Origin of the sequence: Bradyrhizobium sp. YCK136, from assembly GCF_044570075.1 — a bacterium.
In the GTDB taxonomy this organism is placed as follows: domain Bacteria; phylum Pseudomonadota; class Alphaproteobacteria; order Rhizobiales; family Xanthobacteraceae; genus Bradyrhizobium; species Bradyrhizobium diazoefficiens.
Window position 1 is genome coordinate 8421097 of record NZ_CP172424.1, and the last position, 12106, is coordinate 8433202.

The 12106-nt window shown below is 64.0% G+C and carries 12 protein-coding genes; 7 read left to right on the forward strand and 5 right to left on the reverse strand.

Annotated elements, in window-relative coordinates:
• The first annotated feature begins 114 nt into the window (after positions 1-114).
• Positions 115-1047, forward strand: coding sequence for a DMT family transporter (locus ACFLEY_RS40650; protein ID WP_060910300.1), 933 nt, complete (start codon positions 115-117; stop codon positions 1045-1047).
• A gap of 14 nt (positions 1048-1061) precedes the next feature.
• Here the strand turns inward: ACFLEY_RS40650 and ACFLEY_RS40655 are convergent, their stop codons facing one another.
• From ACFLEY_RS40655 to ACFLEY_RS40665, 3 genes are all read right to left on the reverse strand, one after another.
• Positions 1062-2126, reverse strand: a complete 1065-nt coding sequence (locus ACFLEY_RS40655) for an IS630-like element ISRj1 family transposase (protein ID WP_026192128.1) — start codon at positions 2124-2126, stop codon at positions 1062-1064.
• 67 nt (positions 2127-2193) lie between these two features.
• Positions 2194-2598 (reverse strand): VOC family protein, encoded by a 405-nt coding sequence (locus tag ACFLEY_RS40660; protein ID WP_060910299.1) that lies wholly within the window; start codon positions 2596-2598, stop codon positions 2194-2196.
• A 123-nt stretch (positions 2599-2721) separates the two neighbouring features.
• A complete protein-coding gene (locus ACFLEY_RS40665; RefSeq protein WP_011089794.1) occupies positions 2722-3126 on the reverse strand; it encodes a hypothetical protein in 405 nt (134 codons plus the stop codon).
• Between the two features lie 73 nt (positions 3127-3199).
• On the opposite strand from ACFLEY_RS40665, the gene ACFLEY_RS40670 reads away from it, so the two are divergent.
• A complete protein-coding gene (locus ACFLEY_RS40670) occupies positions 3200-3832 on the forward strand; it encodes a TetR/AcrR family transcriptional regulator (RefSeq protein ID WP_060910298.1) in 633 nt (210 codons plus the stop codon).
• Between the two features lie 46 nt (positions 3833-3878).
• Here ACFLEY_RS40670 and ACFLEY_RS40675 read toward each other — a convergent pair whose 3' ends face one another.
• Positions 3879-4280: a DUF1330 domain-containing protein gene (locus tag ACFLEY_RS40675; protein WP_060910297.1), complete on the reverse strand. Its 402-nt coding sequence runs from the start codon at positions 4278-4280 to the stop codon at positions 3879-3881.
• A gap of 93 nt (positions 4281-4373) precedes the next feature.
• Between ACFLEY_RS40675 and ACFLEY_RS40680 the strand changes: the two genes are divergently transcribed.
• From ACFLEY_RS40680 to ACFLEY_RS40690, 3 genes are all read left to right on the forward strand, one after another.
• Positions 4374-5309, forward strand: coding sequence for a DMT family transporter (locus tag ACFLEY_RS40680; protein WP_060910296.1), 936 nt, complete (start codon positions 4374-4376; stop codon positions 5307-5309).
• Between the two features lie 104 nt (positions 5310-5413).
• On the forward strand, positions 5414-6478 hold the full coding sequence (locus ACFLEY_RS40685; RefSeq protein WP_026192128.1) for an IS630-like element ISRj1 family transposase: 1065 nt from the start codon (positions 5414-5416) through the stop codon (positions 6476-6478).
• A 48-nt stretch (positions 6479-6526) separates the two neighbouring features.
• Complete coding sequence (locus tag ACFLEY_RS40690; protein ID WP_060910295.1) at positions 6527-7504, forward strand: tripartite tricarboxylate transporter substrate binding protein; 978 nt, start codon at positions 6527-6529, stop codon at positions 7502-7504.
• A 180-nt stretch (positions 7505-7684) separates the two neighbouring features.
• Here ACFLEY_RS40690 and ACFLEY_RS40695 read toward each other — a convergent pair whose 3' ends face one another.
• Positions 7685-9370 (reverse strand): methyl-accepting chemotaxis protein, encoded by a 1686-nt coding sequence (locus ACFLEY_RS40695; protein ID WP_060912880.1) that lies wholly within the window; start codon positions 9368-9370, stop codon positions 7685-7687.
• 251 nt (positions 9371-9621) lie between these two features.
• Here ACFLEY_RS40695 and ACFLEY_RS40700 point away from each other — a divergent pair, with 251 nt between their 5' ends.
• Both ACFLEY_RS40700 and ACFLEY_RS40705 read left to right on the forward strand, forming a co-directional pair.
• Entirely contained in the window at positions 9622-10665 is a 1044-nt protein-coding gene (locus tag ACFLEY_RS40700) for a C-terminal binding protein (protein ID WP_060910294.1), read from the forward strand.
• 82 nt (positions 10666-10747) lie between these two features.
• Positions 10748-12088, forward strand: a complete 1341-nt coding sequence (locus ACFLEY_RS40705; protein ID WP_211433927.1) for an ABC transporter substrate-binding protein — start codon at positions 10748-10750, stop codon at positions 12086-12088.
• Positions 12089-12106: the final 18 nt, after the last annotated feature.

Below are 12106 nucleotides of genomic sequence, written 5' to 3' on the forward strand. Positions count from 1 at the left end.
CGCCCCATTGATATCGGGCACATTTCCGTGTCTCTGGGCAGGCCGGGCTATGAGCCGGCCCGGACATCGCCGGGCCGGGGCTTCGGCGCATGACGCGGGGCCATAACAATCACGATGTCCGCCACGGGCCAGACCACGACCACCGAAACATCCGGTCACAACTGGGTCGCGAACCAGCCTTACCTGCTGCTCAGCATCACCGCGTTGTGCTGGGCCGGCAACGCCATCGTCGGGCGGCTTGCCGCCGGCCACATCCCGCCGGTGACGCTGTCGTTCCTGCGCTGGTCCTTCGCGTTCCTCCTGGTGCTGCCGTTCGCCTGGAAACATCTCGCACAGGACTGGCCGGCGATCCGCGGCAAGCTCGGCCTGATGGTGACGCTCTCGATCACCGGCATCGGCGCCTTCAACACCCTGCAATACTGGGCGCTGGAGCACACCCAGGCGCTCAACACGCTGCTGCTCCAGTCGGCCGCGCCGCTGCTCGTGGCTCTGTGGTCGCTGGCGATCCTCGGCATCAGGCTCACCGCGGCGCAGGCCTTCGGCGTACTGCTGTCGATGTGCGGCGTGCTGACCATCCTGCTGCATGGCGATTTCACCACGCTGTCGAACATCGAGTTCAACAAGGGCGACCTCATCTTCCTCCTCGCGCTGCTGATCTTCGCGCTCTATTCGGTGCTGAGCCTGAAGCGGCCGGCGATGCACGGCCTGTCGTTCCTCGCCTTCACCTTCGGCGCCGGCGCCGCCTGCCTCATTCCGCTGGAGATCTGGGAATTGTCCGCGCGGCCCGTGATGAAGTTCGACGCGCCGAACCTGCTGACCCTGTTCTATGTCGCGGTCTTCCCCTCCACCCTCGCCTATCTCTGCTTCAATCGCGGGGTGCGCCTGATCGGCGCCAACCGCGCCGCGCCGTTCTTCCACGTCGTGCCGGTGTTCGGTTCGATCATGGCGATGGTCTTCCTGGGCGAACGCCCGCAGGCGTTCCACTTCATCGGTTTCGCGCTGGTGCTGTCGGGCGTGTTCGCGGCGTCAAGGAAGCAGGCGAGCTAGGCTAGTACCCGGAATCAGAGCTGAGTGATACGGCGGCCTTTGAAACGGCGTTGACGGACCTTTTTCTTGGTCCAGACGAAGGGCTCGGCTCTGTCGTTGTATGCGTTGACGTAGGCATCGATGTGTTCCTGAAGCTGCTTGAGGCTCGTGAAGGAGGTGCCGCTGAGCGACTGCCCCTGCAAGATGGAAAACCATACTTCGACCTGATTGAGCCATGACGCACTTGTCGGCGTGAAATGAAATTGCACGTTGGGGTGGGCCTTGAGCCAGTCCTCGTTCTTTTTATGGGTGTTGAGGTTGTCGAGGATGACGTGAAGCTTGCGGTTCGGAAAAGCCGCGGTGACGCTGTTCATGAAATCGAGAAACTCGACGCGGCGCCGGCGTTTTGAATGGGTCGCGATGATCTTTCCGGTGGCGACTTCGAGCGCCGCAAACAATGTTGTGGTGCCATGCCGCTTGTAATCGTGGCTTTGGCCGGTCAAGGCGCGGCCATTGGGCAACTTCAGATAACCCTGCGCTCGCTCCAAAGCCTGGATCGAGGGCTTCTCGTCCACGCACAGCACAATGGCCTTCGCCGGCGGCGCGACATAGAGGCCGACAACATCGGCGGCTTTGGCCGTAAAGTTCGGGTCGTTGCTCTCGCACCAGGACTTGCGAGCCACCAGGTCAATCTTGTGGCTGCGCAGGAACCGCCAGACATATTGGACATCGACATCGCCCAGCGCCTCGGCCAGCAGGGGGCCGGTCCAGCGCGCAAACCCTTGCGGTGGCGGCTTATCCAGCAGCTTCAGAATCCGCTTGTCGGTCGTCTTCGTATAGATCGGCTGCTTGCCAGGCCGCGGCTTGTCTTGCAGCCCTTCAAGGCCATGGTCGGCATAGCGATGCCGCCAAAGGCTGACAATCCGCGGCTGGACCCCAACTTCCTTGGCGATCGACCGGGTGCTGCGCCCATCCGCCGCCAACAGAACTATCCGCGCCCGCTTCAAATCGCGCTGCAACGTCACCGGTGAGCGACAGCACGCCTCAAGCACCTTGCGATCTTTCCTCGAAAGGTGGACTTCTCTTGCTTCGGGTATCATCCCGACCTTGAATCACGACTCACGTTCCTAGCCCCCCCTTGTCAGCTCGCCGCGCAGCGTTCTGCGGTCAGGTGCTCGCTGATGGGTTCATCCATACGATTTCCCAAACATAGCCGTCCGGATCTTCAATGTGGCGGTTATACATGAAGCCGAGATCCTGTGCCGGGTTGGGATCGGCGCGACCACCCGCCGCCACCGCGCGAGTCAGCGTTGCATCGACGGCGTCGCGGTCATCGACCGTGAGGGCGATCAAGACCTGACTGTCGCGGCGCGGGTCACCAATCCGGCGTTTGGTGAATTGGCGATAGTGGTCGTGGGTCAGCAGCATCACGCCAATCGCGTCCGTGACCATGAGCGAGGTCGAACTCTCGCCCGAGAACTGAGGGTTCACCGTACCGCCGAGCGCCACATAGAACTCCGTCGATGCGGCGAGATCGCGCACGGGCAGGTTCAGCAGAATCATCCTGGACATTGCTTTTCCTTCTTCGGCGGCGGGATGCCGCGCTATTGCAAAGTTCTGCTTGCGAGAGTGCCTGCCGGCCTCAGGGCCGTTGTGGCGCCTCGCCGTCGGCTGTTACCTTGGATGAACGAGCCCCTAGATGTAGCGCGCCGCGCCCATGCAGAGGGCGGTGATGGCGAGCAGAGCGGCGGCCACGCGCTGGGCGGTCGCGATGCGCGAACGCACATTGGTCGCCTCGCTCGTGCCACGACGCAAGCTCAGCAGCGCACGAGGACCGGTTGCGGCCTGAACGCCGGCTGCGATCAGCGCGCAAACCGCACCAAGCGCGAGCACTTGCTCGGCCGCGCCAAAACTGCCGGAATGAACGAGATGCCCGAGATAGCCGCCGGTGAGGATCGCAATCATCGCCGCGCCGAGTTGCGGACCGACGAGCTGCTCGCCCCCGGCTGCTCCAGTTCGCGCCAGCGCAAAGCTTGATCCGGCCCAGAACACGGACGACAACACATGAAGCGACAGTGCGATTACGAGGGCAGTCTGCATGGCAAGCTCCAAACCGGCTTCTAAATTGGATATACATTATGTATAATCAATACGTCAAGACAATGGCAGGGCGATGCCGAAGCGCAGCTATGTGAGCTCGGTCCGCGCCTCCGCGGCCGCGGAGACGCGCGAACGCATCATCGCGGCCGGCGCGCGCCTGCTGCGCAGGGATGCGAGCATCGCGAACTTCTCGCTCGACGTGGTGGCGAAGGCGGCCGGCGTCACGCGGCTGACCGTCTACAACCAGTTCGGATCCCGGCGCGGACTGCTGGAGGCCGTGTTCGACGACATCGCACGGCAGGGCGGGCTGTTCGAACTGGCCGACGTGATGGCGTTGCCGGATCCACGCGCCGCGCTCGATCGCGTCGTCGCGATCTTCTGCACCTTCTGGGCGCACGACCCCGCGATCGGCGGCCTCAACCAGGCGATCGCAACCGATCCCGAATTCGGCAATGCGCTGGTCGCGCGCAACGAACGGCGGCGTGAGCTTGTGACGGGACTGGTGACACGCATCACCGAGAGCCGTGCCGCAAAGCGGGCCATGCAGGATGCCGTCGACCTGATCTTCGTACTGACGAGCTATCCGACCTTCGCGGCGCTGAGCCCGCAGCGGTCGACGGAGGAGGTCTGCCGCCTGTTGCAGACGGCGTGCCACGCCGCTGTGGATGCGTCGATGCCGGATGCGCGCGCGGAGCGGAAGAAATAGGCCGGCGGCTCTGCCTTCGCGAAAGGCTCACACGCAAGAGCGCGCGCTACTTCATCTTGAACTTGCTGTACGCCTCGCTCGCCGCGATGATGACATGCTCGGCGCAGCCGTTGACGCGGTGGGGATCGGCTTCACGCTCGTAAGCCTCCGACGTCATCATGTCGAGAAAGGCTGCAACGGTGGGATAGGAGACCAGCGCGACGAAATCCCAGTCGTTGCCCTGTTGGGGGCCGAGCGCGACCGCCTTGGCCTCGCCGGTCCAGAGCAGCGTGCCGCCGCGCGCCTTGATCATGGGGACGGTGATCGCGCTGTAGCGCAGATAGGCGTCCCACCCCGAACCGTCGCCGTCGCGCGAACGCGCGTGGAAGCGCATCAGGTTCAGCATCACCACCGGCGCCTTCGGATCGAGCCCTTCCAGGCCCGCGATGTTCAACATATTGACCGCCAATGGCACCTCCTCAGGTCATGCGTGCATTGTAGCATTGCGGCGGCGTGACTTGTGTCGCGACGGCAATCCGGCGCAAGGTTGTATCCGACCCCAATGACGATCGCTTCGCCCGCGCCACCAGCCTCGAATCCGGCCAGTTGGCTCAACAACCAGCCCTATCTGCTGCTCAGCCTGAGCTCGTTGTTCTGGGCCGGCAACATCGTGCTCGCGCGCCATGTCGGCGCGCATGTGCCGCCGCTGACGGTGACCACGATCCGCTGGTTCGGCGTGTTCCTCATCCTGCTGCCGTTCGCCTGGCCGCATCTGAAACGCGACTGGCCGGCTCTGCGCAAGAGCCTGCCCCTGATGCTGTTCCTGTCGCTGGTGGGTTTTGCCTTCAACAACGCGATCTCGTACTGGGCGCTGCAATACACGGAAGCGCTGAACGCGCTGCTGATCCAGTCGGCCGGACCGCTGTTCGTCGCGCTGTGGTCGCTGGCGCTGTTCGGCGTGCGGCTGACGGCTGCGCAGCTGGCCGGCATCGCGATCTCGCTTCTCGGCGTGCTGACCATCATCCTGCGCGGCGATCTCTCCGCCCTTGCCAGCATCAGCTTCAACAGGGGCGACATTATGTTCGCGTCCTCGCTGGTGGCGTTCGGACTCTACTCCGCCTTCATCCCGCGCCGGCCGAAAGTCCATCAGCTCTCCTTCCTGTCCTTCACGACCTGCTGTGGCGCGATCATGCTGCTGCCCACCGCCGTCTGGGAGGCCTGGAGCGGCAACGTCATGCAATTCGACGGGGTGACGCTGGCGACGTTCGGCTACATCCTGATCTTCCCCTCGACGCTCGCCTATCTCTTCTTCAACCGCGGCGTGGCGCTGATCGGGCCGAACCGGGCCGCGCCGTTCTTCCATCTGGTGCCGGTGTTCGGCTCGGCGATGGCGATCCTGCTGCTCGGCGAAAAGCTCCAGCCGTTTCATTTGATCGGCTACGCGCTGGTGCTCGCCGGCGTCGTGATCGCCTCGCGCCAGGGTGCGGCGGTGAAATAATTCCGCGACGCGGAGACAAGGCGACAAACTCGAGCCTTCCGATTCCAACAAAGAGAAGCTAGTACCCACTTTTCTTGGAACGTGAGTCGTGATTCAAGGTCGGGATGATACCCGAAGCAAGAGAAGTCCACCTTTCGAGGAAAGATCGCAAGGTGCTTGAGGCGTGCTGTCGCTCACCGGTGACGTTGCAGCGCGATTTGAAGCGGGCGCGGATAGTTCTGTTGGCGGCGGATGGGCGCAGCACCCGGTCGATCGCCAAGGAAGTTGGGGTCCAGCCGCGGATTGTCAGCCTTTGGCGGCATCGCTATGCCGACCATGGCCTTGAAGGGCTGCAAGACAAGCCGCGGCCTGGCAAGCAGCCGATCTATACGAAGACGACCGACAAGCGGATTCTGAAGCTGCTGGATAAGCCGCCACCGCAAGGGTTTGCGCGCTGGACCGGCCCCCTGCTGGCCGAGGCGCTGGGCGATGTCGATGTCCAATATGTCTGGCGGTTCCTGCGCAGCCACAAGATTGACCTGGTGGCTCGCAAGTCCTGGTGCGAGAGCAACGACCCGAACTTTACGGCCAAAGCCGCCGATGTTGTCGGCCTCTATGTCGCGCCGCCGGCGAAGGCCATTGTGCTGTGCGTGGACGAGAAGCCCTCGATCCAGGCTTTGGAGCGAGCGCAGGGTTATCTGAAGTTGCCCAATGGCCGCGCCTTGACCGGCCAAAGCCACGATTACAAGCGGCATGGCACCACAACATTGTTTGCGGCGCTCGAAGTCGCCACCGGAAAGATCATCGCGACCCATTCAAAACGCCGGCGCCGCGTCGAGTTTCTCGATTTCATGAACAGCGTCACCGCGGCTTTTCCGAACCGCAAGCTTCACGTCATCCTCGACAACCTCAACACCCATAAAAAGAACGAGGACTGGCTCAAGGCCCACCCCAACGTGCAATTTCATTTCACGCCGACAAGTGCGTCATGGCTCAATCAGGTCGAAGTATGGTTTTCCATCTTGCAGGGGCAGTCGCTCAGCGGCACCTCCTTCACGAGCCTCAAGCAGCTTCAGGAACACATCGATGCCTACGTCAACGCATACAACGACAGAGCCGAGCCCTTCGTCTGGACCAAGAAAAAGGTCCGTCAACGCCGTTTCAAAGGCCGCCGTATCACTCAGCTCTGATTCCGGGTACTAGGTTCGCCGCCAACGAAAAAGAGGGAACGACCAGACATGCTTTCAGCGTTGATTCGAAACCTGCGCACCATCGGCACGGCCGCGCTCTGCCTCGCCGCCTCGACCGCCGCACAGGCCGACAATTACCCCAGCCGCAACATCACGCTGGTGCTGCCCTTCGCGGCCGGCAGCGGCACCGACACCACGACGCGGCTGATCTCGCAGCATCTGTCGCAGGCGCTCGGCGTCGGCATCGTGATCGAGAACAAGGCGGGTGCCAACGGCATGATCGCGGCGACTTTTGTCGCGCGCGCCGCCCCCGACGGCTACACGCTGCTGGTGACGACCAACACGACGCATTCGGCCAATCCCTACCTGCTCAAGAGTCTCACTTACGATCCGGTCAAGGATTTCACCCCGATCGCGCGCACCGGCGATTTGCCCTTCATGCTGGTCATTCACCCCGAGGTGCCGGCCAAGACCGTCGGCGAGCTGGTCGCCTACGGCAAGGCCAATCCGGGCAGGCTGAGCTACGCTTCGGGCTCGTCGTCGGCGATCGTGTCGGGGGCGACCTTCGCGCACAATGCCGGGCTCGACCTGCTGCACGTGCCCTACAAGAGCTCGCCGCCGGCGCTCAACGACGTCATGGGCGGCCGCGTCTCGATGATGTTCGTGGACATCCTGACCGGCCTGCCGCACGTCAACGGCAACGCGCTGCGCGCGCTCGCCGTCACCACCAAGGACCGCTCTCCGCTGGTGCCGAACCTGCCCTCGATGCAGGAGGCCGGCGTGCCGGACTTCGACATCTCCTCGTGGCAGGGCTATTTAGGTCCGGCCGGCATGCCGAAGGAGATCGTGACGCGGCTCAACGCCGAGATCAGGAAGATCGTCGAGAAGCCGGAGATCAAGGCGCAACTCGCCACCCTCGGCATGGATGCCTTCTCGGGCACGCCGGAACAGCTCGGCACCTTCGTGAACGAGCAGCTGGTGCTGTGGGAGAGGCTGATCCGGGAAGCGGGGATCGAGAAGCAGTAGGCGCTGTCATTCCGGGGCGCGCGCAGCGCGAACCCGGAATCTCGAGATTCTCGGGTGCGCAATTGCGCACCAGAGTTCGATGCTTCGCATCGCCCCGGAATGACTGTCCCAAGAACGTGGATGCCCGGGACAAGCCCGGGCATGACGAATTCGTGGATTGTCGCGCGAGTTCGTTCAGCCTTACGCCGCGCGCACCTTGGCGAGGAAGCCGTCCACCGCGCTGCGTAGCGCGCCGGACTGGCTGTCCAGCTCGCGGGCGTTGGTGAGCACGTCGGTGGCGGCGGTGCCGGTCGCTTCCGCGGCCGAGGTGACGCTGCCAATATTGGCATTGATCTCGCTCGAGCCGGCCGCGACCGACTGGATGTTGCGGGCGATCTCGCGCGTCGCCTCGCCCTGCTGCTCGATCGAGGCGGAAATGCCCGCGGTGATTTCGCTCATCTCGGCGATGGTCTGGGTGATGCCGCCGATCGCGGCGACCGCATCGCTGGTCGAGGTCTGCATCGCCGCGACCTGGGCGGAGATTTCCTCGGTGGCCTTCGCGGTCTGGTTGGCGAGCGCCTTGACCTCGGAGGCGACGACGGCGAAGCCGCGGCCGGACTCGCCGGCGCGCGCCGCCTCGATGGTGGCGTTGAGCGCGAGCAGGTTGGTCTGCGCCGCGATCGAATGAATGAGCTTGACCACCTCGCCGATCTTCTCCGCGCCGGTGGAGAGCTCCTGCACCGTGGCGTTGGTGCGCTCGGCGTCGTTGACCGCCCGGCTCGCCACTTCGGTCGAACGCGTCACCTGGCGGGAGATTTCCGCAACCGAGCTCGACAGCTCTTCTGCGGCGGCGGCAACCGTGCCGACATTGCCGGAGGCCTTCTGCGAAGCCGCGCCGACTGTCGCCGCGCGCGAGGAGGCGTCGCTCGCGGTCGCCGTCATCGACTGCGCCGTGCTCTGCATGCCGGCCGCGGCCGAGGAGACCGAGCGAACGATGCCGTTGACGCTGCGTTCGAAGTCGTTGGCGATCTCTTCCATCGCGCTGCGACGATCCGCCGCGGCGCGTTCCTTGGCGTCCGCCTCGGTCTTCTCGAGGTCACGAATACGGACCGCATTGTCCTTGAAGATCTGAACGGTCGAGGCCATTGCGCCGACCTCGTCGCCGCGGCCGACGCCGGGAATGTCACCCTCGAGCTTGCCGTCGGCGAGATCCTTCATGCGGGCGCCGAGCAGCGCCAGCGGACGGCTGATGCTGCGTCCGATCATCCAGGCGACGCTGCCGGCGACGATGACGATGCCGAGCATGGCGAGGCCGAGCAGCCAGTAGACCGGCCCCATCTTGGCGTCGATATCCTCGAGATAGGCGCCGGTGCCGAGATACATGTCGAAGCCGGGAACGGCGACCGCGTAGCCGAGCTTGCGGATCGGCTTCTCCTGGCCGGGCTTCATGTATTCATAATACAGCAGGATCGAACCATTGGCCTTGACGCCATCCATCAGCTCGACCGACAGCTTGCGGCCGTTGGTCACCACATCCATGCGGTTGGCGCCGATCTGCTTCGGATCGGGGGCAAGCTGCGTGATGCCGTCATAGGACGTGCCGAACAGGTAGCCCGCGCCGTTGTCGTAGGTCATCGCATTGCCGTAGCGGCGAAGCTCGGCCATGGCCGCGTCCTTCGTCATCTCGCCGGCATCGACGCGCTTCTTCAGCGCAGCGGCGTAGTTGCGCCCCAACTCGACGATCGCCTTGGCCTGGTCGATGCGCGCATTCACCATCTCCTGCTTCATCAGGTAGCCGGCGAGAACTCCGGAGATGCAAAGGCCGAACAGGGTAACACCGACAAGGATGCCAAGCTTGGGGGCGATCTTCAGATTGCTCAACTTCACGATGGGCTCCTCGGGTGACGCGGGCTCGCGCAAACCTTTTTATTTGAATCAACTTTTAGTGTGTGACCCCTTAGCAAGTTACTTACGTGCCTCCGTAGAAGCCCTGACGATGCCGCGAAAACCGGCAAATAATGGTCAAGCCGGCAACCGGCGATTGTACGCACGCACCCCGATTTCGCGTAAAAGACGCAAAGGCCCGCCGAGAAGGCCGGGCCGCAACAAGAACCGACAAACCAAATCGGGAGCAGGAAATGCCGAAATACAGGGTGGTGACGCCGAAGGGCGCGAGCTTCACGGTCGCGGGCAGCGATTATTCCTACGAGCGCGAGGCGCTCGATCCGATCGACGCCGAGATCGTCGAAGCTCCGGCCAACGAGGCCGAGTTCATTGCCGCCGCGAAAAACGCCGACGCCATCTATGCCAAGGGCATCCCGATCACCAAGTCGATCATCGACGCACTGGAGCATTGCAAGGTCATCACGCTCGGCTCGGTCGGCGTGGACAGCGTCGACGTGAAGGCCGCCACCGCGCGCGGCATTCCCGTCACCAACATCCCCGACACCTTCATCGAGGAGGTCGCCGACCACGCCATGATGCTGCTGCTCGCCGGCTTCCGCCGCCTGGTCGAGCAGGACAGGATGGTGCGCAGCGGCCGCTGGGCCGAGGGCCGGCCGACGTTGCTGAAGATCCCGCGGCTGATGGGCCAGACGCTCGGCTTCATCTCGTTCGGACGCGTCGCACGCGCGGTTGCGAAGCGCGCCGCGCCTTTCGGCCTGCGCATGATGGCCTACGACCCCTTCATCCAGGAAACGCTGATGTACGACCACGGCGTCATCCCCGCGACGCTGAACGAGGTGCTGTCGCAATCCGACTTCGTCTCGATGCACGCCCCCGCGCGGCCCGAGGTGCATCACATGCTGACCGAGAAGCACTTCCGGCAGATGAAGAAGGGCTCGATCTTCATCAACACCGGTCGCGGCGCCACGGTGGACGAGGAGAGCCTGATCAAGGCGCTGCAGGAGGGCTGGATCGCGCACGCCGCCCTCGACGTGCTGGAGAAGGAGCCGCCCTCGCACAACAATCCCATCCTCAGCATGGAGAACGTGACCCTGACCGCCCATGTCGCCTCGGCCTCGGCACGGTTCGACGAGGCACGCAAGCGCCGCGTGGGCTACGAATTGTCACTGGTGCTTCAGGGCATGTGGCCGGTAAGCTGCGTCAATCCGTCGGTGCTGCAAAGCACCGCGCTCCGCCGCTGGCAGCCCGTCAGCATGGATCGCGGACCGAACAGCTAGGCGGCCGGCGCAACAGGCGCCGGGACGGAACGACCCTTCACCGGCGATCAACGCCGGGAAGGGAGACAACAGGGAGGAACTGATGAGGAACGACATCACACGTCGTGATGCCTTGGCGCTGGGCCTGTCCGCTGCAACGCTCGCGGCCACCGGTGTTGCAGCGCAAACATCCAATATCAAAGCCGCCGATGTCCCGGCCCCCAAGCTCGCGATCGAGAAGGGCGCGTCCTTGCGCATGCTGCGGCCGGTGCGTTTCGTACAGGCCGACGAGGACGTGTTCCGCGCCAACGCGGCCAAGTTCACCAAGGAGACCGGGGTCGAGGTCAAGGTCGACTTCGTCGGCTGGGAGGACATCAACCAGCAGACCGCGGTGACCGCCAATTCCGGTGCCGGCCCCGACATCATCATCGGCTTCTCCGACGCGCCGCACATCTACATCGACAAGCTGATCGAGCTGACCGACGTCGCCGACTATGTCGGCAAGCGTTACGGCGGCTGGCTGCCGCTGGCGCAGCGCTACGGCAAGAGGAACAAGAGCGACGCCTGGATCGGACTGCCGTTCGGCGCCACCGCGGGTCCGCTGATCTACCGCAAGTCGATCCTGCAATCGGTCGGCTTCGACAAGGTGCCGGAGGACCACGCCGGCATCGTCGACCTCTGCCAGAAGCTGCAGAAGGCCGGCAAGCCGGCCGGCTTCGCGCTCGGCAACGCCAAGGGCGACGGCAACGGTTTTGCGAACTGGGCACTGTGGTCACACAACGCCGCCCTGCTCGACGAAGAGGGTAACGTCACCATCAACAGCAAGGAGACGATTGCCGCGCTGAACTGGGTCAAGCAGCTCTACCCGACCTTCATCGCCGGCACGACCTCGTGGAACGACGTCAGCAACAACCGCGCCTACTCCTCGCAGGAGATCGCGCTGACCGCCAACGGCGTCTCGCTGTACTTCTCGCTGAAGAACGATCCGGCGACCAAGGCGATCGCCGACGACAGCGAGCATCAGTTGCTGCCGAAGGGCGTCGCCAAGATCTCGCCGATGGCCGGCCTGACGTTGAACGCCATGGTGTTCAAGCACAGCCAGTATCCCAACGCCGCAAAGGCCTTCCTGCAATACATGCTGGAAAAGGACCAGTACGAGCCGTGGCTCAATGCCAACTCCGGCTACTGGGCCCAGCCGCTGGCCGCCTATGCCGACGCCGCCGTGTGGTCGCAGGACCCCAAGGTGAAGCTGTTCAAGGACACCATGAACAGCACCTATTATGACGGCTACAGGGGCCCGATCTCGACGGCGACCGGCGCCGTCAGCGCCGACTACGTGCTGATTCAGATGTGCGCGTCGGTCGCGACCGGCGCTGCCACGCCGGAGGCCGCAGCCGCGGAAGCCGAACAGCGCTGCAAGCGGTGCTTCCGGCGGCAGAAGTAACGGCCGGCGGCGCGGCCG

Excerpts from the sequence above, each read along its gene's own strand:
- ACFLEY_RS40650 (WP_060910300.1), top strand. The coding sequence starts at position 115 with ATGTCCGCCACGGGCCAGACCACGACCACCGAAACATCCGGTCACAAC.
- ACFLEY_RS40655 (WP_026192128.1), bottom strand. The coding sequence starts at position 2,126 with ATGATACCCGAAGCAAGAGAAGTCCACCTTTCGAGGAAAGATCGCAAG.
- ACFLEY_RS40660 (WP_060910299.1), bottom strand. The coding sequence starts at position 2,598 with ATGTCCAGGATGATTCTGCTGAACCTGCCCGTGCGCGATCTCGCCGCA.
- ACFLEY_RS40665 (WP_011089794.1), bottom strand. The coding sequence starts at position 3,126 with ATGCAGACTGCCCTCGTAATCGCACTGTCGCTTCATGTGTTGTCGTCC.
- ACFLEY_RS40670 (WP_060910298.1), top strand. The coding sequence starts at position 3,200 with ATGCCGAAGCGCAGCTATGTGAGCTCGGTCCGCGCCTCCGCGGCCGCG.
- ACFLEY_RS40680 (WP_060910296.1), top strand. The coding sequence starts at position 4,374 with ATGACGATCGCTTCGCCCGCGCCACCAGCCTCGAATCCGGCCAGTTGG.
- ACFLEY_RS40685 (WP_026192128.1), top strand. The coding sequence starts at position 5,414 with ATGATACCCGAAGCAAGAGAAGTCCACCTTTCGAGGAAAGATCGCAAG.
- ACFLEY_RS40690 (WP_060910295.1), top strand. The coding sequence starts at position 6,527 with ATGCTTTCAGCGTTGATTCGAAACCTGCGCACCATCGGCACGGCCGCG.
- ACFLEY_RS40700 (WP_060910294.1), top strand. The coding sequence starts at position 9,622 with ATGCCGAAATACAGGGTGGTGACGCCGAAGGGCGCGAGCTTCACGGTC.
- ACFLEY_RS40705 (WP_211433927.1), top strand. The coding sequence starts at position 10,748 with ATGAGGAACGACATCACACGTCGTGATGCCTTGGCGCTGGGCCTGTCC.